Source organism: Bradyrhizobium erythrophlei (assembly GCF_042430365.1).
GTDB lineage: Bacteria > Pseudomonadota > Alphaproteobacteria > Rhizobiales > Xanthobacteraceae > Bradyrhizobium > Bradyrhizobium erythrophlei.
In genome coordinates this window covers 3,460-23,725 of record NZ_JBHMET010000120.1, presented here as the reverse complement: position 1 = coordinate 23,725, position 20,266 = coordinate 3,460, and the positions used below count along the sequence as shown (strand labels likewise).

Annotated in this window: 15 protein-coding genes and 3 pseudogenes; 7 read left to right on the top strand and 11 right to left on the bottom strand. The window is 61.8% G+C overall.

Translation table 11 applies throughout. The features are described 5' to 3' along the window. On the top strand, positions 1-1,033 hold a 1,033-nt coding region (locus ACFFWD_RS18360), incomplete at its 5' end, for a porin (RefSeq protein WP_376967566.1). 184 nt (positions 1,034-1,217) lie between these two features. Here ACFFWD_RS18360 and ACFFWD_RS18355 read toward each other — a convergent pair. Continuing rightward, positions 1,218-1,397, bottom strand: a pseudogene (locus ACFFWD_RS18355) (transposase domain-containing protein); the annotation flags it as partial. Between the two features lie 41 nt (positions 1,398-1,438). Between ACFFWD_RS18355 and ACFFWD_RS18350 the strand changes: the two are divergent. Continuing rightward, positions 1,439-1,891: a translocation/assembly module TamB domain-containing protein gene (locus ACFFWD_RS18350; RefSeq protein WP_376967564.1), complete on the top strand. Its 453-nt coding sequence runs from the start codon at positions 1,439-1,441 to the stop codon at positions 1,889-1,891. Positions 1,892-2,007: 116 nt separating this feature from the next. On the opposite strand, the gene ACFFWD_RS18345 is transcribed toward ACFFWD_RS18350, so the two are convergent. From ACFFWD_RS18345 to ACFFWD_RS18330, 4 genes are all read right to left on the bottom strand, one after another. Next, on the bottom strand, positions 2,008-2,214 hold the full coding sequence (locus ACFFWD_RS18345; RefSeq protein ID WP_376967563.1) for a hypothetical protein: 207 nt from the start codon (positions 2,212-2,214) through the stop codon (positions 2,008-2,010). 205 nt (positions 2,215-2,419) lie between these two features. Next, positions 2,420-3,829, bottom strand: a complete 1,410-nt coding sequence (locus ACFFWD_RS18340; protein ID WP_376967561.1) for an MFS transporter — start codon at positions 3,827-3,829, stop codon at positions 2,420-2,422. A 40-nt stretch (positions 3,830-3,869) separates the two neighbouring features. Further along, the gene (locus ACFFWD_RS18335; protein ID WP_376967559.1) at positions 3,870-4,913 is read right to left on the bottom strand and encodes an L-idonate 5-dehydrogenase; all 1,044 of its coding nucleotides are present in this window, start codon (positions 4,911-4,913) and stop codon (positions 3,870-3,872) included. A gap of 55 nt (positions 4,914-4,968) precedes the next feature. Continuing rightward, positions 4,969-5,691, bottom strand: a complete 723-nt coding sequence (locus tag ACFFWD_RS18330) for a GntR family transcriptional regulator (protein ID WP_376967593.1) — start codon at positions 5,689-5,691, stop codon at positions 4,969-4,971. A gap of 119 nt (positions 5,692-5,810) precedes the next feature. Between ACFFWD_RS18330 and uxuA the strand changes: the two genes are divergently transcribed. The 3 genes from uxuA to ACFFWD_RS18315 all read left to right on the top strand — a co-directional run bounded on the left by uxuA (position 5,811) and on the right by ACFFWD_RS18315 (position 9,086). After that, on the top strand, positions 5,811-7,028 hold the full coding sequence (uxuA, locus tag ACFFWD_RS18325; protein ID WP_376967557.1) for a mannonate dehydratase: 1,218 nt from the start codon (positions 5,811-5,813) through the stop codon (positions 7,026-7,028). Beyond that, a complete protein-coding gene (locus ACFFWD_RS18320) occupies positions 7,025-8,500 on the top strand; it encodes a mannitol dehydrogenase family protein (RefSeq protein ID WP_376967555.1) in 1,476 nt (491 codons plus the stop codon). Before uxuA ends, ACFFWD_RS18320 begins: the two co-directional genes overlap by 4 nt. Positions 8,501-8,759: 259 nt before the next feature. Next, on the top strand, positions 8,760-9,086 hold the full coding sequence (locus ACFFWD_RS18315; protein ID WP_376967553.1) for a DUF3363 domain-containing protein: 327 nt from the start codon (positions 8,760-8,762) through the stop codon (positions 9,084-9,086). A gap of 67 nt (positions 9,087-9,153) precedes the next feature. Here ACFFWD_RS18315 and ACFFWD_RS18310 read toward each other — a convergent pair whose 3' ends face one another. The 4 genes from ACFFWD_RS18310 to ACFFWD_RS18295 all read right to left on the bottom strand — a co-directional run bounded on the left by ACFFWD_RS18310 (position 9,154) and on the right by ACFFWD_RS18295 (position 14,130). Then, positions 9,154-11,763 carry a T6SS phospholipase effector Tle1-like catalytic domain-containing protein gene (locus ACFFWD_RS18310; RefSeq protein ID WP_376967551.1) on the bottom strand — a complete coding sequence of 870 codons (2,610 nt, stop codon included), beginning with the start codon at positions 11,761-11,763 and terminating at the stop codon, positions 9,154-9,156. A 412-nt stretch (positions 11,764-12,175) separates the two neighbouring features. Continuing rightward, a complete protein-coding gene (locus ACFFWD_RS18305; protein WP_376967549.1) occupies positions 12,176-12,766 on the bottom strand; it encodes an RES family NAD+ phosphorylase in 591 nt (196 codons plus the stop codon). Continuing rightward, positions 12,763-13,428 (bottom strand): hypothetical protein, encoded by a 666-nt coding sequence (locus tag ACFFWD_RS18300; protein WP_376967547.1) that lies wholly within the window; start codon positions 13,426-13,428, stop codon positions 12,763-12,765. The genes ACFFWD_RS18305 and ACFFWD_RS18300 overlap by 4 nt, the downstream gene beginning before the upstream one ends. Before the next feature lie 486 nt (positions 13,429-13,914). Continuing rightward, the gene (locus ACFFWD_RS18295; RefSeq protein WP_376967545.1) at positions 13,915-14,130 is read right to left on the bottom strand and encodes a hypothetical protein; all 216 of its coding nucleotides are present in this window, start codon (positions 14,128-14,130) and stop codon (positions 13,915-13,917) included. Positions 14,131-14,569: 439 nt separating this feature from the next. On the opposite strand from ACFFWD_RS18295, the gene ACFFWD_RS18290 reads away from it, so the two are divergent. Next, positions 14,570-16,450, top strand: a complete 1,881-nt coding sequence (locus ACFFWD_RS18290; RefSeq protein ID WP_376967591.1) for a potassium transporter Kup — start codon at positions 14,570-14,572, stop codon at positions 16,448-16,450. A 32-nt stretch (positions 16,451-16,482) separates the two neighbouring features. On the opposite strand, the pseudogene ACFFWD_RS18285 reads toward ACFFWD_RS18290, so the two are convergent. Both ACFFWD_RS18285 and ACFFWD_RS18280 read right to left on the bottom strand, forming a co-directional pair. After that, a pseudogene (locus ACFFWD_RS18285) lies at positions 16,483-16,964 on the bottom strand (IS701 family transposase); the annotation flags it as partial. Between the two features lie 97 nt (positions 16,965-17,061). Next, positions 17,062-17,184, bottom strand: a pseudogene (locus ACFFWD_RS18280) (efflux RND transporter permease subunit); the annotation flags it as partial. Positions 17,185-17,978: 794 nt separating this feature from the next. Between ACFFWD_RS18280 and ACFFWD_RS18275 the strand changes: the two are divergent. Beyond that, positions 17,979-20,266: caspase family protein (locus ACFFWD_RS18275; RefSeq protein WP_376967543.1), on the top strand; the 2,288-nt coding region annotated here is incomplete at its 3' end.

Sequence of the window (20,266 nt, the reverse complement as noted above, 5' to 3'; positions counted from 1 at the left end):
CTCGCAGTTCAGCGCTCCCTGGACCAACTATCCGGCCAACAACTTCGACGGTCTCGTCGGTGGCGGCGGCACGGTCACTGGTGTGAACCAGTTCACCTACACCGCTGAATTCGGCAACGGCGTGTCGCTGGCTCTGTCGGCTCAGGATCAGACGCAGTACTATCAGGCTGGCGTGAACAACCTCGGCGCCGTCGGCCCGACTGGTCTTCCGCTCGGTCTCCTCGGTCCTTACGGTGCGAGCGACTACGCCGGAACGATCACCCCGGATTTTGTCGCCTCGCTCCGCGTCGACCAGGCCTGGGGTCTGTTCCAGGCGTCGTTCGCGGCGCATGACAACCACGCAGCCTACTTCGGCGGCACCGAGTCGACCGGTCATCCGGACGACAAGTGGGGCTGGGCTGGTCAGTTGGCCTTGTCGGTCAAGAACATCCCGACGGGCCCCGGCGACACGATCAACTTCCAGGGTGTGTATACTGACGGTGCGACCCGTTACAACATCCAGGACATCGCCGGTCAGGCTGGCGCGTTCACCGTCTACGGCGGCACCAATCTGCCTGGCGCCTACCAGAGCATCGGCTTCGGCTTTGCGCCTGACACTGTGTTCGCGGCTGGAACTTCGCAGCAGTCGATCAAGACCTGGGGCTTCCGTGGTGGTTACACCCACAACTGGAATCTCTACTGGAACTCCGGCGTCTACGGAGCTTATGCTCAGGTCATGTACGACGACACGGCTAAGACCTTGCTCTGCGGCGTTGGCGGCGTCGGTGGTTCGATCCGGGCTACCCTTGGTGCGGCCGGTGGCATCATCAACTGCAACCCCGACTACAACATTGCGCAGATTGGCGTGATCACCCGTTGGACCCCAGTCAAGAACCTGACCTTCTCGGCCGATGTGACCTACACCCATCTGGACCAGAAGTTCTCGGGTACGGTCACGGGTCCCAGCGTTCCTATCGGCAAGCCGGCAGCTACCTACGAGCTGAAGAACCAGAACACGGTCCTCCTGCTCCTCCGCGCTCAGCGCAACTGGTAATATCGCGGTTGATCTGATCGCGATCTAAGCCCCCGGCGGGAAACCGTCGGGGGCTTTGCTTTGCGAGCGCGCGCCGCCGGAAACTTGGAGTGTGCTCTGAGGGTGGACAGTAAGCATACGACGAGTACCGCGGTATTCCCGCGCGCGCGGATAGTCGTTGCCGGCTATAACGATGACGACGGTTTCAGGCGACCTGAGCCGTTGCGGTGTTTTCGGCTTTTGCTTTCCACTCCCACGGGAGCAGTTCGTGCAGGCGAGATTGCGTGATCTCCGCGATGCGTCTGAAGACGTCGGCGAGCCAGACCTTGGGATCGACGTCGTTGAGGCGCGCAGTCATGATGAGGGTGAGCATGATACCTCTCCTTCAACGGAGATCTCGCGCCCGAGCTTGATTTCGCGGCCGAGGTGCAGGCCTCCGATATCACTGCGCAGGTCGGGATCTCGGGTCCTGCAGCCGCGCCGGTCTTCGCCTTCCGGTCACAACCTGAGTTGCCGCAGGACGAGATTCTGTCGCGCATCCTGTTTCAGAAGGCTTCGGGTAGCCTCACGACCTCACAGGCCCTGCAGCTTGCAGAGGCGGCGGCTCAGTTCGCAAGTGGTGGGGAAGGGACCCTCGACCGCATGCGCCGCTCGCTCGGCGTCGACAGCCTGGATGTGGGCACCGGGGCGGGTGGCCCGATGGTCGGCGCCTCGCGCGCGATCGGCGACAGGTTGAGTGTTGGTGTTCGGACGGGCGCGAGCCCCAGCCAGTCGGGACTGTCGGCGAATGTGGACGTGACGCGCCACATCCGCGTGGAGTCCGATGTCGATGCGAAGGGCTCGACGTCAGTCGGAGTCGGTACACGCTTCGAGTGGTGAGCGAGAGTGGCTTCTGGGGTATGCGAACGCGGATCAAGCCGACGGGTGTTAAGGCGACAGCATATATATATTGGTGGCGACCGTGCATAGCACGCCGCTTTCAACGAAGTTGTTGGTCACATAAGCCGCTGCATGTCTGGCTCTCCACGCTGTGCCAGCGCAAACGCCAATGTGCTTTCCCTTTCCGGATCGGTGATTGTATTTCCTTCGCTCGCTGGCAACGCTTTGTCGACTGCAACAAAAAGTCCGCCCAGAAAAACGCGTCCGGATCCTCCGAGCACTGCAATGAATACGAGTTCGAGGATACCGTTTTTGGTCTGCATGCAAGGATCATGCTGCCAAAATCAACATCAAAGGCGATGTCGCGCATAACCACGCCTGTGCAGTGGTCGTGATCGGTTGAGAAGGGGGCTGCGCGTCGGACAGTGATTGCCGCGCGCCGCGGAACGCGGCGGGACAATTCAAACCCATTTCCGGTTGCGGCGAGCGCATCCAGTCAAATGCGCCCGCCCACCGGTTTCAATCTATCTAGGCCTTTTTCTCAGCTTCTACGTAGCCATAAACTTCCGGCAGGATAAATTTCGCGGCTAGGAAGCCGATCAAGGACAGGATCGACACCGCAAATGTGGCGCCTGCCTTGCCCAGCGCATCATTGACCAGCGGGAAGACGAATGCGCCGAAGAACGCGGCCGCCTTGACGAAGACGTAGCCGAACCCGGCCGCCGTTGCCCTGAAGCGGGTCGGAGCCACCATCGAGGCGATCGTCATGCCGTTGGATGCATCCCAATAGTGACCCCACATCAGAATGCAGGCGCCGACCACGATGAGGATCTTCCAGTCGTTCTGGATTGCGAATCCGCCGAGGATCAAGCCGACGAAAGCAAGGCCAAAGCCCCACATCGCCACGCCGCGATGACCGATCTTCGGCAGCATCAGCGGCGCGACATAGCCTGACACCGTGGCGAGGCAGAAGATGAGAGCAGTGACGAGGTTCGTGCCGGTGATGTCGCCGCTGCCGGAAACGCCGACGCCGCTGAGCACGAGGATGACAGGAAGATAGAAGCCCCAGGCGGTGAATTCGGCGCCCTGGCAGGCGTTGGAGATCCACGCAAAGATCGTGGCGCGACGCTTGATCGGATCGGCCCAGATCACCTTCAGGAAATCGCCGAGCTTGGGCTTCGGCAGCTTCTGGTCCTGGTTGGGAAGCATGTCGAGGGGATCGTCGAACAGCCGCTTCGACACTTCCTTTGCCTTGACGAACTGGCCGCGCTGCAATAGCGACAAGGGTGTTTCGGGCAGATCGAGCCGCCCGATCAGCAGGATGGCCGCCGGCACGGCGCCGAGCGCCAGCGCGACCCGCCACAGCAGCGAATGGTCCATGCCCATCACGTACATCACCGTGATCACCAGGATGGAGAATACCTCGCCGAGACCGAACATGAACTGCCAGCGGCTGCCCATCTCCTCGCGCTTGCCTTTCGACATCGATTCCATGATGTAGGCGTAGCCATTGGAGATGTCGCTGCCGAGCGGAATGCCGATCAACAGACGCACGACGATCAGATCCCAGACGTCGCGCACAAAGGCTTGAGCGATCGCCAGGATGATGAAGAGCACCATCGTGCCGATGAACACCTTCTTCCGGCCGAAGCGGTCGGCGAACACGCCGCCCAGCAGTGCGCCGATCAGCGCGCCGCCCTGCACGGCGGCGGTTAGCAGGCCAAGCTGTACCGGCGACGGATTGAAATCCGTCTTGATGAAGATCAGCACAAAGGCGATCGCGTAGAGATCCCAGGCCTCGATCAGGATCGTGGCGATCATCATCCATCCGCCTTGCGTGCTCGACACGGTGCCGGGCTTGTTGAGCAGGCGCTGCGTCGCCTCGTCCGACAGGCGTCTGACGTGTTCGCTGTCCATCGTAGTCGTCGTCGTATCCATTGTTCCTCCCGTTTTATTCATTGATTTTGGTCGCGCGTCGCTACGTCGCGAAACTGAGCTGTACCTTCATTTGCGTTGAGCGATCGCGCACGACGTCGAAGGCGTCGCGAATCTGTTCCATCGGAAATGTCGCGGTGATGATCGGGCGCACGTCGATGCGACGTTCGGCAATCATCCGGGCCGCGATCGGATATTCGGCATGGAAGCGATGCGTGCCGGCGAGACGGATCTCCTTGCCGACCAGCGCATTGAACGGAATATGGGCGCCGCTGCTGACGCCCACCGCGACGATCGCGCCCCGCGGCCTGACGACCGGGAACATGTTGCCAAGCGCGATGCCGACCCCGGTACATTCGAAGCCGGCGTCGAAATAGCCCTTGTCGGCGGAATAGAGTCGGGCCAGCCGGTCCGGTTCGGCGAGGGCGTTGACGGTCGACGTGGCTCCCATCTTGATGGCAGCCGCAAGCGGAGCTTCGGCGAGATCGACGGCGACGATCTCCTGGGCGCCCGCGAGTTTCGCTGCTCCCACCAGCAGCGCGCCGATCGGCCCTGCGCCCATGATCAGGACGCGCTTGCCGAAGATGCTGCCCGCATTGTTGATCGCGTGCAGGCCGACCGAGAGCGGTTCGGCGCAGGCGGCTTCATCGAGCCCGACATCGCCGACCGGTTCGCACTGGAAATCCTCGACGATGATCTCGTCGCGGAAGCCGCCGTTGCAATGCGGCTTGCGCATCGCGCTGCCGAAGAACTGCATCTGGAGACAATGCTGCTGCTCGCCGATCTGGCAGAAGCGGCAACGGCCGCAGGGCAGGCTTGGGCAAAGTGCGACCCGGTTTCCCGGCTTCACATTGGTGACCTCGCCGCCGACGGCTTCGACCGTGCCCGCAACCTCGTGGCCGAGGATGATGGGTTCGCTGACCTGGATCGTGCCGATGCCGCCGTCCCAGAAATAATGGATATCCGAGCCGCAGAGTCCGCCGGCGCCGACGCGCACGCGGACCTGTCTCGGACCGACATCGCCGATCTCGCGCGTTTCGATGCGGACATCGCCCTTCCCGTGGAGCACGCAGGCCCGGGTCTTCATGGTCAATCCTCGCCTGGTTGTTGTTTGGCCGGCGTCATCGTCCGGCACGCCAGCCCTATGCCGTCGTGAAAAAGTCGGGGTGCTGTGCTTCGATGGATGGCAGGTCGTCCATGATCAGCCGCAAATGCTCGCGCATCCTGCGCTCGGCCTCGTCGGGCGACGCCTTTTCAATCGCGTCAACGATAACGGTGTGCTGGCGCACGAGATTCGCTTGCGGAAAGCTGCGCAGGGAGAGGTAGCGGACACGATCCATCTGAAGCTTGACGTCTTCGATGACCTTCCAGCCATAAAGCCGGCCGGCGGCGTCCGCGAGGGTCCAGTGAAACTCTTCGTCCAGCCGCATGAAATCGTAGAGATCGCCCGCCGGCACGGCCTGCTGGGCGACGAGCTGCTTGCGCAGCCTGGTAACGAGCCCGGCATCGCCCTTGGCAGCCACTTCACGGACGATGTTGGCCTCGATCGCCTCGCGCACGAAGCGGGCATCCATGACCGCGGTCTTGCTGATCTTGCGAACGTAGGTGCCGCGCTGCGGTCTCACCTCGAGCAGGCCTTCCTCGGCGAGCTTGATGAAGGCTTCGCGCACCGGCTGGCGGCTGATCGCGAATCTGCGTGCGATCTCGGCCTCCGAAAGGGCGGTGCCGGGGGCGATCTCGCCGCGGATGATGCGCTGCCTGAGCCCGGCATGGATCTGAGGCCTGACCGGACTGGTCAGGTCCAGCGACCAAGGGACATCGCGCGGGTCCGCCGCGCCTTCCAATGGAGTCTTCTCAAGGTCCAACGCCAATCCCATGTCCTCTGATAATGTCGACTACCATACTAGTCAACCGAAATTTGATGTGTTAGGTGGTCGTGATCCCCAGGTGTTCGCGCCTGTGCCAGCTCGGGAGGAGATCCATCATGAGGCAGACATGGCGATGGTTCGGGCCGCCCGACCATGTGTCGATCGACGACATGATGCAGGCAGGGGTCGAGGGGGTCGTCAGCGCGCTGCATCACGTTCCGACCGGCGACCTCTGGACGCCCGGCGAGATTGAAAAACGCCAGCAGGCGATCGGCCGCATGAAGGACGGTCATCCGTCCGGCCTCCGCTGGGAGGTGGTGGAGAGCTTGCCGGTGTCGGAAGACATCAAGAAGCAGAAGGGCAGCTGGCGCACGCACGTCGAGAACTACAAGGCCAGTCTTGGAAACCTCGCCGCCGCGGGCATCGAAGTCATCTGCTACAACTTCATGCCGGTGCTCGACTGGACCAGAACCCATTTGCATTGGCGATTGCCGAACGGCGCCACTTGCATGCGCTACGACTTCGTGGACTTCGCGGCCTTCGACATGCTGATCCTGCGCCGGCCAGGGGCCGAGGCCGACTTTCCCGGCTGGGTGGTCGAGCAGGCGCGGCAACGCCACGCCACAATGACCGAGACCGACAAGGCGACGCTAGCACGCAATGTCGTGTTCGGCCTGCCCGGCGCCGCCGACAATTTCACGCTGGCCGATGTGCAGGCGCATCTAGAGGACTATCGCGACGTGTCCGCGGACCGGCTGCGCGCGCATCTTGTTGACTTCCTGAATGAAGTCGCGCCCGTCGCCGAGAAGCTGGGTCTGCGCCTGTGTTGCCATCCCGACGATCCGCCGTTCGGGCTGCTCGGCCTGCCGCGGATCATGTCGACGGAGGCCGACTATGCCGCGGTGATGGATGCGGTGGATTCGCCCGCGAGCGGTATCACGCTGTGCACGGGCTCGCTTGGCGCGCGGCCCGACAATGACCTGCCTAGCATGATGCAGCGCCTGGGCCCGCGCGTGCACTTCCTTCATCTGCGCAACGTCAAACGCGAGTCGAACGACATTCGCGGCTCGTTCTACGAGGCCGATCACCTTGGCGGCGACACCGATATGGTCGCGGTCATCGCAGCCGCGCTGCGTGAGGAGCGGCGGCGCAAGGCGGAAGGCCGCGCCGACTGCTCGATCCCGTTCCGTCCCGATCACGGCCATGACATTCTCGACGACCTCAACCGCAGCGGACAGCCCGGCTATCCGGCGATCGGCCGGCTGAAGGGGCTTGCCGAATTGCGCGGCGTCTTCACTGCACTGTCGCATCCAGCGGATGGGTTGCCGGCATGAGCGCACCGAGGCGCCTGACGTCGCTGGCCGACGTCAGCGGCGCGGCGTCGCGACCGGCCTATGATCCGGCGAGGCACGGCCACGGCATCGTTCATCTCGGGATCGGCGCCTTTCATCGCGCCCATCAGGCAGCGTATACCGACGCCGCGCTCGCGGCGGGCGGCGGCGATTGGCGCATCATTGGCGCAAGCCTGCGCAGCGTCGAGCCTGCCGATGCGCTCAATCCGCAGAATGGCCTCTACACCCTGATCGAGCGCGATGCCTCGGGCGTGCGCGCTCGAGTGATCGGCAGCATCGCATGCGCTATTGCGGCGAGCCGCGCGCCGGACGATCTGATGGCAAGCCTCGTCGATCCGCGCACGCGCATTGTGACGATGACCGTGACCGAAAAGGCCTATGGTGTCGACCGTGCGGCAATGACCGTCGATATCCACCATCCGGCCGTTGCCGCCGACCTGCGAAACCCGACCCATCCGTCCGGCGTGCTGGGCCTGCTGGCGGAGGCGCTGCGGCGTCGGCGCGCTGTGCAGGTCAAGCCATTCACCGTGCTCTGCTGCGACAACCTGCCCGACAACGGCGCGTTCGTTCGGCATGGCGTGGTCGATTTCGCGCGCCGGTGCGATCCGGCGTTAGGCGAGTGGATCGCCGACAAGGTTTCGTTTCCGTCTTGCATGGTCGACCGCATCACGCCGGCCTCGACCGAGGCAACACGCGAGGATGCGCTGCGCCTGACGAACTGCGTCGATCAGGCGCCGGTCGAGACCGAGCCGTTCACGCAATGGGTGATTGACGATCGCTTTCCGGGCGGTCGTCCAGCCTGGGAGGCGGGCGGTGCGCTGTTCGTCGATGACGTGCGGCCTTATGAGGCGATGAAGCTGCGCATGCTCAATGGCGCGCATTCGATGCTCGCCTATGCGGGCTTTCTGAGCGGGCGGCGCTATGTACGCGACACGGTCGGGCCCGCGGGCTTCCGTCCCCTGATCGAGCGGCACATTAAGGCGGCCGCATCGACGTTGCCGCGGTTGCCCGGGATTGATCTTGCCGCCTATGCGCCGCAGCTGCTGTCGCGCTTCGCCAATCCCGCGATCGCGCACGAGACCTACCAGATTGCAATGGACGGCACGGAGAAGCTACCGCAGCGGATTCTAGCGCCGGCGCTCGAAACGCTCGAGAAGGGCCTCGATGTCAGACCCTTTGCGTTCGCCGTCGCAGCCTGGATGCGTTACTGTGTTGGACGCCTCGATGACGGCAGTCCCTTCGCGCTGCGTGATCCACGCGAAGGCGAGATTGGCCGCCTGCTGTTAGGCGCCGTTGCGCCATCGGATGTCGTCGACGCCCTACATGCGCTTCCGAACTTCTTCCCCGAACGGCTACGGACAAACCTCGTTTGGCGACATACGGTCAACTCCTGTCTCGGCTTGATGATGGGTGAGGGTATGCAGGCCGCGCTTGCGGCGGAGGCGCAGACTTAATCGTTGTACCTCGCATGTAGCTTGCCCCTTCGAGAGCACCGGGCGTGAATGTCGACGCGCCGAGCGATGGCTCTGGCTAGGCCGAGGCGGCACACCAACCTTGGCGGAGGAAGTTCCTGAGCGTCTTGCCGTTGGCGTTCCTTCCCTCGCGCCCGGACAAAGCGGCGAAATTTCACAAACTCTAATGACTAGGAAGCCGGATCGGCCCACTACTCCGACTCGTCCCTATAATCGCGTCTCAATGCAATAGAGTGCACTCGTGCCGAATGGGCATGTGAGGTCGTCGAACCTTGTTGAGATCGCTCGGAGGAGCTGTGACTTTCGAAGAACGCTCGGCGTCGTGCTCGGAGCCTTTCTGTACCCCTGGTTGGGCGGTCACGAGCGATCTGGTCAAGCGGCAGGGGCCTACAGGCGGATGCTGACAATGAACAGCGGACGGTACGCCCTGATCGAACGTTCGCACGACTTTGCTCTGGTGCCTTGGCGACCGGTCCTGGAGCGAGCGCGCGGGCAAGTGGTCACGGGCAGTGTCGGTAGCGCAGGAATTTCGTGGTCTGTTGGCCTCAGACGCGGCATCGGTCGATGAAGTCGGCGCCCCTTCGAACGGCATGTTTCCGCTGTCAACAACGGTGGCGCCGATCGCGTCAGAGGGCTCATCGGCTCTCAGCCGTGATCCTGGCCTTACCGGTGTTGCTGATCCAGTCGGCGAGCCGCGATTCGGAACCCCACCAGCCGAGCATGGGCTTGTTCAGGTAGACGAACAGCTCGCCGTCGCGCTTCGGAGTAAGGATTTCAGCGAGACGCTCGGAATCATCGGGCACAGCATACTCAGCATCATTGACCCGCACATCGTCGCTCTGGTTCGGTGGTGCGCGATCGAGGAAATCCTCCTCATTGCCTCTCGAGCCGATGCGAAAGATGATGCTGCCCCATGGCCGGTCGAACGTGTGCCGGAATGGATAGAGCAGGGCCATCGTGGCCGCCTTGAAGAACGGCAGGCGGCCGATCGGCTGTCCGCCCATATAGGATTCCTCGCCAAAGAAGGTCCACTTGCCGGACGGAGGCTTGGTCTCCGGGTCCGGCAGTCGCTGGACCACGATTCGATAGTCCTTGCCGGTCTTCACGAAGACGCCCGTTGAAATGCAGATGTTGTTTGGCTTGTTGGTTGCCTCAGGCGAGGTGTCGAAGATGAGCTCCGCCTGCTGCTTTCCTCCGACATTGCTAAAGCCCTTGCTTTTGCTCTCAGCGAGCCCTGGCGTTTCGGTGCAAAAGCTGCCCAAGCCGTCGCGTATGTTGAACTGGTAGTGGCTTCCAAAAGCAACGACGAGATACAGAATTCCGGCCGCGGATAAGGCAGGCGCGACTTTGAATTTCAGAAAGCGCAAGATCGCCTGATAAGCGCGCGACTGCCGGAGCACGCGGACGATCCTGGCTGGCAAGAAGTAGAACACGAGAAACGCAAGCAGGACATAGCGTACCGGGTCGGCCGTGTATGTCAGCATGGCATCGTTGAGGTCGCCCGGTAGCGCCAGCCAGCGCAGCCAAGGCCGGTCGAGCTCCGGGTAAACCAGTAAGTAGATAATAGCGCTGGCAAACAAGACCGTCTGAAATGGTGAGGCTGCGTACGGTCGCTCAGGTTGCTCCGGTGCGTTGCTGCCAGGCAGGTACCGCGTCCAGAGGATCCTCATGCCGTCGTTGATCGATCCTTTCAGCTTGGAGCTGATCCAGATCAGAAACGCGACGAGCGCGGCCCATACGACAAACCAGGCCGGATCGCGCGCGTACGCATCGATCCAGCGCGAAGCCATTCCGGGCAAGACGTTCCCGACAAGGCGAATGGTGTCCGACAGAAAGCGAAATTGGGTCCTGAGCTCTTGGAACGGATAGCTGTCCCTGAACAGGGGGTAGAGCAGGAGATAGCCTGTGACAAATACGGTCAGAAAATAGATTGCGCGCCGCCGCCAAACGATGTCCCAGATGTCTTCTTGTGCCTTGTGCCGGTCAAGCGAAGGCGTTCCTTCGGAAATGGCAGGATCGTTTGGCCCGATCGTGGCGCTCGTATTGGAGACCATCGGTCCCGATGGCCAGTAGTTGACGTAAGGATCGCTGGAACGAACGATCTCATATTTCTTAGGAAAGCCGATTGGCGCGTAAAAATGCGCGCCGAGCTTGATCCGGCCGAATACCGCCTCATGAATCTTTGGAACTGGTTTCGCATGCGGTGCGCCGTCCACGGCAAGGGTTGTCGGCATCGCATCGTAGAAGTCCTGAATCTTGCGCGGACTGTACCGGTAGTAACCGCCGAGCCCGCTGCGGGAATCGTAGAGCCGCCCATCCTTGTCCTTTGCGGAATCCGTACTGATCAGCGCATCCGGTTCGGCGTCGGGCATATCCTTGAAGACAAGGCCGGCCTCCTTCGCCTCGGACATCATCCAGGCCAACGAAATGTTTGCGAGGGAATCGTCCGGATAACCGCCGCCGACATTGGAATGAACGCCGGCGAACCAGACCTGCAGCAGCTGTTCGTTCCCCGAAGAGCGACTTGAGCCGCTTGGCTGGGTATTCGTCGCATCCTCATCCCAGAGAACCGGGTGGAAAGTCGCCCGCTCGTCGTCAATCGCCAACGCGTGCCGCGCCTTGCGGATCATGGGATTGAACTGCTTGTTCGGCAGTTCCAGCGGCCAAAGCCAATCGTTGACGCCGCGTGTCATTTCGTCGATGGGCAGGCCGTAGGCTGCAACGGTATCCCACACACCTACGAACTCGATCGATTCTATCTTGCGCTCGCATGACTTGTAGAACCGCTTGTCGAGCCAGGACAGCACGAGCCGAAGCGGATACTGGAGGTTCCAGACCGGATATTTGTTGTGGCGATAGGCGCGATAGGCCGCACGCGCGTTCCTGTCGAGTTCGGCTTCATTGGCAAATTTGACAAGGCCCTGATTGAGCACCAAGCCGATGACGATCCGAATGGTGAAGGCGCCGCGGCTGAAGCCGAAGCCGTAGATCTTGTCGCCGTCCCGATAGTTGCGGCAGAGAAACTTGTAGAGGTTGATGACGTTGCGCTTCAGGCCGTATCCAAATGCGCCACCGAGGATGGCAAGGGGCTTGAACGAAGAGGTGCCGACGCCGTCATCGTAGATCGCGATCTGGTCCGATGTCTTGAGGTCGAGCGCCTGAAATGTCCGCCAGACGTTGGTTCGCCAAACCTTGCCGGCAGCGTTGCCCGTCCCGTCCGAAAGCAGAATGATCTTCTTGGACATCGGCCTTCTCCAAATGCACCGTATTCAGCTGGCGCCGAAGATAGGAAGCGCTTGGCCACGGCTCGGACCAATCTGCCAGGCGAAGGGAAGGAGCGGCACATTCAACGCGCCTGTCCACACGAATTGTCCGATCGCGTAACCGCCGCCGGACCGTGGATCGTCTGCAGTAGTCCTGACCAAACGCTTCTCGTTCGAAATTACTTCTGTAATGCGGACGTCCGCTCTGCTCTCGGCGGGCAGGACGGCGCATCGGCTTTTCAACGGTTCGATAGTTGCACGCTTGGAGGTTGCTTGGCTATATAAATACAGCCTTGGCTTAAGCAAAACTGTGGGCATTCGTTGCCCACCGGATCGACGTGCATGCCCGAAGCGAGGCCCAGCTAGATCGCAGTCTCTCCCGCGTCGAAGAGAGTTAGCCGGGCGCCAGTCCGACCTTGTATCGCCGCGCAAGCTGCCAAAACCAATCCTGGTCCAGCTTGGTCGCCCGATCGATCTCCCGGACCGAGCTGCGCGCGCGGTCAAAGATTGCGTAACAAAGGCCTTCGTCATCGTGGCGGGCGTAATAGGCGATGCCGTCGGGACGAAGCGGGTGGTCGAGTAACGCCTTGGACCAGGCCTGGGGTGCGTCGTAAGGCAGCCCGCCGTGCACCACCTCGGCGGTTGCGCCGAGAATCGCGAGCGAGGGGCCAGCTAGTCTGATTAGCCCAAGGTCTGCTGTAATCTCCAGGCGAACGTAGGCTTTGCGCCGGAGCAGGCCGGTGTCTATCAGGGTCCGTCCCGGTACCCGGAGGAACGTCTCTGCGAATGCGCCAAAAGGCTCGCGAGCCGCATAGAGAACGCCGTAGCTTCCGTCGGGAGCATTCAGTCGACCCAAGCGCGATGTGTCGAAGAAGATCGGATCGTATTTGGCGGTGTAGAACCGATGAACGACCGCACCCCGCCGCAGTCGAACCAGACGGGGACGACGGCGATCGAGATCGTCCGGAGGCAGCGGACCGGTCACGCGCCTTGCTGGGCCATTCGCCGGGCGGCCTCAACCACGAGTTCGATCTTGCCTTCCTTGAGCAGGTCGATGGGCTTACGGCCGTTCAGCCGATCATCAGGCTGAGCCAGGAAGTTCAGAACGGTCCAGGGATTGTTGGTTGGCAGAGCGTCCTGGACGGACTTGAGTCCCTCGACGACGGTGCCGTCCGCGTTGAACTGAAGGGTCGGAAAGCTCCGGTGGTTGCTGGGACCGGGAACGGCAAGGAGGCTGCCTTCCTGCACGCGCCTGTCGACAGCCTGCCGAGAGATGCCCCGCAGGAGCGTCCTGACCTGGTCCAGATCGTACGCGCCCCCTGATCGCCGAAGGTCCTCCTGCGCAATGCGAACGCCCTCAAGGACGGCGAGGGCGCGGGCATCGGGCGCAAATGCCTCCTTGTTGACGACAGCGGTTTTCGTCATTGCGCCGGAGAAGAACCGGAACGCTTCACCCGCCAGTTGCTTGTTCCGCTCACGGACCTTCTGCAGAGCCGTCGCACTCTTGGAAACAATCGCGACCTGAGCGCCAGCGGGAAGGGCCAGGCTCTTCAGAGCGGCGGGCTTCTGCTTAAGTACCATCATCACACCGTCCTCGTGGACGGACACATCCTCGGTACCGGAGGGTTTTGACTGTGTCTTGGACATGAGCTCAACTCCGCCACAAATATCGAGATCCGATGCAACCTTGTCAACTTTGACAACATTATATCAGGGTACTATAATACCAACCACCGATCTGCGGCGGCATTTCCCGCAAATTATGCGGAGAATAGGGCCACCAATCTCCGCATCGGCCTGAGGCGCGGTCCGCCAGGCGGTTCCTCCACTTAGCCACAAGTGTTGGTACCGGTGGTTGCGAGTCCGGTATTTGAGCCGGCCCGGCGATCATTTCCGCGGCGATGGATCGCGCATGAAGGGCGGCAATTGGCGGACTCTCAAGATGTCACGTCGCGAGTTGGCTGCTCTCCGATAGGAAAACAGGGCTCCTCCGATAGTGGGTTTCGCGATGTAGCGCTCCCCCGCTACCAATCGTACGATTTTGCGCGATATTCCACGATTTCCTACACACGAAATTGCACTTCGTCATTACTGACGACTGTTTCCCTGAAGATCAGCCCGGAGATGATCCACTCAGCGTTGCAGGCCGATTGCCGCCGGCGGGCGGATCGACGCAGCCGTGATCGACATGTCGACTGTAACAACGGGTCCGTCGGCACATGTACGTCGTACGCTGAAAACAACTTGATCGAGCTTCCAGAGATCTTCCGGTTGTCTGCTGTAGCCAAATAGCTGGTATCGATTGTCGGCTTGACCATCGCGATGGAGCAGCGCGACAAAATCAGCCATTTACTCAACATGCCAGTATTCGTCGGGCATGCGATCGTCCGGCTTTTGGAGGACAGCGGGAAACGGCTCCGGTGCGAGAGGTACCACGGAAGCGAACAGTTTCACCACGTCATGGTTATATGACTTCGAAAATTCATGTTTCCGTTTTGAGCGATCTGCGATCGTGGGTGTGATTCGTGCGGCCTCGTGACCTCGGCCAACGACTTGCCGGTGCGACCGCCAGATTCCGGTTAGATTGCAGGACCATGGGTCTTCAGGGCGATCGCTCCGTTTCCGCCAAGAGCCGAACGAAACGGTCTCATGCGGCCTGACCTTCAACAGTAGGCGATTGGTCTCATTAGCTCTATTGGTCCTTTGGCTGTCGCAAATCCATGGCAGTGGTCTAGATAGATGAGGAAACCTCTTCAGCTGGAATGAGACATTGAACGAAAGTCAGATCATGACATCCGCGGGCACGTCACGACAGTCGCCGCAGGGGCGGTTACCCGCGCTAGGCCTCTCAGCGCTTGGCATTGTGTTCGGCGACATCGGCACCAGCCCGCTCTATACGTTCAAAACGATCTTGAGCACTGCCGAGAAGTCTCCCAATTCCGCGGTCGTCCTTGGCGCGCTTTCTCTCGTGCTTTGGACACTCTTCATTATTACCACCGTCAAATATGTGCTGTTCGCCATGCGCGTCGACAATGATGGTGAAGGCGGCATTTTGGCATTGATGGCACTCTTGGGTGTGAAGAAGCAGCACCGGCCGACGATCGTGGCGGTCGGGCTTTTCGGCGCTGCCCTGATCTATGGCGACGGTGCAATCACCCCTGCAATCTCGGTACTGTCCGCCCTGGAGGGGCTCGAAATGGCGGCTCCGGCGCTGCAGCCCTACGTGGTTCCAGCAGCCGCAATCATCCTGTTTCTGTTGTTTGCGGTCCAGTCGCAGGGGACGGCGAAGATCGGCCATCTGTTCGGCCCAGTGATGCTGGTCTGGTTCGTTGGCATGGCGATACTGGGGCTAGTCGGCATCGCCAGACATCCTGGCGTATTGGCTGCACTCAATCCGTCGTATGGTTTGTCCTATTTGTTCTCTAGCGGCGCTACCGGGTTTCTCGTGCTTGGCGCCGTCTTTCTTTGCGTCACCGGCGCCGAAGCGCTTTATGCCGACATGGGGCATTTCGGTGCAGGCCCCATTAAGGCTGCTTGGTTCGCGATCGTGTTCCCCAGTCTGATCCTGAACTATGCCGGTCAGGCGGCCCTCGTGTTGGAGGGGGCGCCAACCGACGGCAACATCTTCTACCGGTTGTGCCCGGACGCATTGCTGCTGCCGTTGATTATCCTTGCAACGGTCGCCACCATCATCGCCAGTCAGTCTATCATCACCGGAGCATTCTCAATGACACGGCAGGCGATCCAGCTCGGCTGGCTACCGCGTCTGCAGATCAAGCAGACTTCGCCGGAAGGCTACGGACAGATTTATGTCGGTGGGGTCAATTGGCTTTTGATGATCGTGACGCTTGGGCTGACCATCGGGTTCGCCAAATCGGACAATCTTGCGTCCGCCTACGGCATCGCAGTTTCGTTGACGATGCTGATGACCTCGGCGCTGCTGTTCATTGCGATGCGGGAAATCTGGCGGTGGAGCATTGTCACCGCAGGCCTGGTTGCCTCCTGTTTCCTGACTGTCGACGGCGCCTTCTTTTTGGCCAATCTGACAAAGGTAGCGGAGGGGGGATATGTGCCGCTGATCCTGGCCGTATCCGTCTACGGCGTCATGTGGATATGGCATCGCGGAGCGGCCGCCGTCTCTGCACGGCTGCGCGAAGCGCTGATCCCAGTCCCACAATTTATGGCAGAGATTGCCGAAAGGAGCCTACCCCGAGTTCCTGGTACCGCAGTATTTCTCACCCGAACCGAGCACGGTACGCCGCCCGTAATGGTCTGGCACGTCAAGCATAACCGCGCCCTGCACGAACAGCTCTTCGTGGTACGCGTGGAGATCCTCTCGGTGCCTTGGGTTGATCCGAGCAATCGGGTAACGCTTGAAGAGGTCGCGCATAATTTCTGGCGGGCAGAGGCGCGGTTCGGCTTTATGGAGCGTCCCCATATCCCAGAATTGCTCGCTCGAAGCAAATCGCTGGGGTGTACCGTCGATATCGATGACGTGACCTACTATGTGGGCCACGAGACCGTGATCCGACGTGAGGACGGCATGGGCCTGCCGGGCTGGCAGGAGCGTCTATTCGCAACAATGGAGCGGAACGCGCAACATGTCAGCGATTTCTTCAGTCTTCCCAACGACCAGGTTGTAGAGATAGGACGACAGGTGGCAATCTAGCACTACTTTGGCAGATTTATTTGCTGCGGCTTTCATGGATTCGTCTTCGACAGTATGGGCATCGCTGTGATGGCGGTCGAAGAATGAGATCGACGATGGCGTGGCGTACCGCCGGCAAGTTTGGCTGAGGCGGAGGTGCTTCTTTTTTTCGCCCCGCTTGTGCGGGGCGACGGTGTTGCAAGAAGGCGTAGGCGATCATGGTCATCAGCACGTGAGGGTGAAGACCTTGCCAGGATCGCCCCTCGAAGTGATCAAGCCCGAGCTCGTCTTCCAACTGCTGATGCGCCTGTTTGCAGATCCAACGTGCTTTGATGGTGGCGGCTAATGTGCGCAGATCTGTCGCGGCAGGCAGGTTGGCCAGATAGCATTTCTTTTCCCCTGTCGTCCGGTGTTCGCCGATCCACCACGCCTCCTCGCCGGGAAGATGCTGCTGGCCCTTGTCCTTGATCCGCTGCGGAGGTCCATCGGCGATCTGCACCCGAATGGCGGCAAAGCGGGCTTTCAATCGCCCCTCAATCTCGGCCAAAGCGATCTCTGGTTTGGATCGTGGCGTTCGGTGTTCGACAGGAACGCCGGCACGCTGGTCCACGTTATTGGGGCGGTTGCGGCGCCTTGTAGGCGGCGGCCATCGGCTGCTCGCCTTTCTCGACGTGGGGGGTGATGTTCTCGAGCATCACGATCGCATCATCCACCACGAAACCGACTGCGATCGTCAGCGCCATCAGCGGCGCGTTCGTCTTATTGGCGCATGAAGGCGTCCAGGTCCGCCGCGACCCAGATCGTCGCCGGTCTTGCGGTTGCTGTCGCGCTGATCGCGACCGTCATTTATTTGGCCCGGCTGCTCGTTTCGCCGGATTGAGTGTGTCTCACGCAAGTCTCGAAGGCGCGTGTCCGAACCCCAGATGGGGACGCGGGCGTATCCGAGAGCGCTGGTGCGATCAACCGACGTGGCTCGCCTGGGTCGGGTGAGCCGTTTAATCCTCATCCTGGTGTTCACGTTCGCGTTCGTAACGGCCCCGATGTTCGTGCTCATGCTCATGCCACGAACGACCTCGCCAAGACTCCCTGGCGGACCCATATCCTCCGTAGGAGGGGTACGCCCCGTACGGACCGTACATCCCGTAGCCGGGCCGTTGCACGCAAATTCGCCGACAGCCGTAGTAGCCACACCGCTCACGGCAGATCAATGCGACATTCTCAAGGATGGGACGAGCCGCTGAAAATGTTCGACCGGCAGCAGGCAGGTTGATAGCAGAAGCTGAAGTCGACCAAATTGCGCAGAGGCAGAGAGCCGTTGAGGCAACCGTTGCGAGCTTAGACATGGAAATCCCCTCAGAGCATTCCAGAGACAACGTCAACGCAACCCAACGGTTTCAGACCAGGGGGAACGTCTGGGCGCGTATTGGCCTTGCAGATGTCGCTGGATTTGAGGCCAAGATTCGGGCCGAAAGTGTTGCTATTTGCATGACCGTTAAGGTTCTATTCAGCCGGCGCGCGATTGACTGAACGGGGCACGGGAGAAACTTGGATGAAGACGCTGTTTTGGGCTGCGCTTGCTGTTTTTGCCCTGATGGTCTCTGCGGAAGCGGCCGAGCGCCGCATTGCTCTCGTTGTCGGCAATGCCAACTATCAAACGGGCTCTCTGCCAACGCCCGCCAATGATGCCGGCCTCGTCGCACAGACGCTGCAGGCGGCAGGCTTCGACGTTACAGGAGCGCGCGATCTTGATCAGGAATCCCTGCGGCGTGCTTTTAGGGATTTTCTGGACAAGTCATCGTCGTCAGGTCCAGATACGGTCGCCTACATTTATCTCTCGGGATATGGGGTGCAGCTGGAGGGCGAGAACTATTTCGTTCCCGTCGATGCGCGTATTGCGAGCGACGCGAGCGTTTCCGCCGAAGCCCTGAGACTCTCTGACTACTTAAGGCCGCTCTCGGCGCTGCATCTGAAGACGGTGGTGGTCGTCCTCGACCTCGCGCGCGCCAATCCCTTTGCCAGATCAGGAAATCCGTTGACCGGCGGGCTGGCGCTGGTTGAGGCCGAACCCGGCACGTTGATTGCGTTCAATGCGGCGCCCGGCACCGTCGCACCCGACGAAAGCGGCCCATATTCTGCCTATGCGCAGGCCCTTGCGGAAATTTCCCGCGAAGGCGGAGTGTCGCTCGATGACGCATTTGCGCGGATCCGCTTGCGCGTCAATCAGATCACCAATGGCGGGCAGGTGCCTTGGCATTCCTCCAAGCTGCAAGCCCCGATTTACCTCTTCGAGCGCGCGCCGAACGCGCCGCCGCCTCAGGTGACCGCCGCGGAAACAGCATCGATTCGGCGGAGGCCGATCCGGGATTTCGACGCGCGCGAGGCCTACCTTGCCGCCCTCGATCGCGATACGCTCGAAGCCTACGAAGACTTTCTTGCAACCTACCCGAACGATCCGATGGCGCGGCGCGTACGCGCGATCGTCGCGGCCCGGCGCGAGGCGATCACCTGGCGGCGCACCAGAAGCACAGACACGCCACAGGCCTATTGGTCATATCTGAGACGCTATCCGCGTGGCGCGCATTCCTACGATGCGCGAAGGCGTTTGTCGTATCTTTCCGCTGCCTTGGAGCCGCCACCGAGCTTCACCGTCATCGAGTACGACTTGCCGCCGCCGCCGCCGGATGAAATCGTCTATGTCGACCGGCCGGTCCTGGCGTTTGCCGATCCCGAGTTCGACTTTGCGCCGCCGCCGCCGCCGCCAGTCGTTTTCCTTCCGCCGCCGCCGGTCTACTTCGTCGATCTGCCGCCACCTCCACCACCGGCGGTCGCTTTCGTGCTGCCGATCCCCGAGTATCGGCCGGTACCGATGTGGGTGGAGCCGCCGCCGCAGATCGTGCCGCCTCCAAGCAACATCATCTACAACAACATCCACAACACGGTCGTCATCAACAACACGACCAATCTGGTCACGATCACCAACCCGCAGGGTCAAGCCGAGACGGTGACACCGGCCGTTGCCGCCGCGGCACCGCTTCGATCGCCGGCACCTGGATTGCCGGCGCCGAGCGCGGCGCCGCCCTCGCTATCACCTGCCGGCATGGCCGCAGTCGGTGCTGCAGGGGCCGCCGCCGTTCTTGCACCGACGCTACCGCCCTCTGTCGCGACAAGGGCGCCCGTCACTCCGAATCCTCAACCCGTTCCCCCGGCCAAGCCGTTGGCTCCGGGCGGGATCATCCGCACGCAACAAGTGGCGCCACCGCCGGCTCCGCCGACCGGTCCTGCACCAGCTGCGGTCGGCACGCCGTCCCCTGTACCAGCAGTGCCTCCGCCTGCAGGCGCCAGACCAGGTGCCGCCGCGACGTCTCCGACTCCGCCTTCTCCGGCGCAGGGAACGCCGGCATCGCCGCCTGCTCCCGCAGCGCCGGCTGGAGCCGCGACGCCCAGCCAGCAGGGCAAGCAAGTCGGGCAGCCGCTGCCGGGCGCGGCCGGAGGTCAGCCGCTGCCGCAAACGACGCGGCCGACCGGCTCCCCGACGCCGGGCGCGACCGCTCCGGGCGGGACGAAGGCCGCCCCGGGCCCTTCGCCAAGCCCCACCGGCAACGTGCCACCACAGCCGCCGTCGACCGGGACGCCGAAACAGGCGCAGCCGCCATCGCCCGGCGTCTCACCGGGCCCATCTCCGAGCCCGCAACCGCAGGCACCGACGGCGCGGCCTGAACCGCCATCTTCGTCAAAACTGCCCGGGGTCCCGACGCCACTTCCGACGACGCCAACACCCATCGCTCCCGCGGCGCGACCGGCACCGCCGCCTCCACCGCCACCACCTGCTGCGAAGCC

Bases quoted from the DNA above. Each gene is read 5' to 3' on its own strand.
- ACFFWD_RS18345 (WP_376967563.1), bottom strand. From the start codon at position 2,214: ATGCAGACCAAAAACGGTATCCTCGAACTCGTATTCATTGCAGTGCTC.
- ACFFWD_RS18335 (WP_376967559.1), bottom strand. From the start codon at position 4,913: ATGAAGACCCGGGCCTGCGTGCTCCACGGGAAGGGCGATGTCCGCATC.
- ACFFWD_RS18295 (WP_376967545.1), bottom strand. From the start codon at position 14,130: ATGGCTGATTTTGTCGCGCTGCTCCATCGCGATGGTCAAGCCGACAAT.
- ACFFWD_RS18290 (WP_376967591.1), top strand. From the start codon at position 14,570: ATGACATCCGCGGGCACGTCACGACAGTCGCCGCAGGGGCGGTTACCC.
- ACFFWD_RS18320 (WP_376967555.1), top strand. From the start codon at position 7,025: ATGAGCGCACCGAGGCGCCTGACGTCGCTGGCCGACGTCAGCGGCGCG.
- ACFFWD_RS18340 (WP_376967561.1), bottom strand. From the start codon at position 3,829: ATGGATACGACGACGACTACGATGGACAGCGAACACGTCAGACGCCTG.
- ACFFWD_RS18310 (WP_376967551.1), bottom strand. From the start codon at position 11,763: ATGTCCAAGAAGATCATTCTGCTTTCGGACGGGACGGGCAACGCTGCC.
- ACFFWD_RS18300 (WP_376967547.1), bottom strand. From the start codon at position 13,428: ATGTCCAAGACACAGTCAAAACCCTCCGGTACCGAGGATGTGTCCGTC.
- uxuA (WP_376967557.1), top strand. From the start codon at position 5,811: ATGAGGCAGACATGGCGATGGTTCGGGCCGCCCGACCATGTGTCGATC.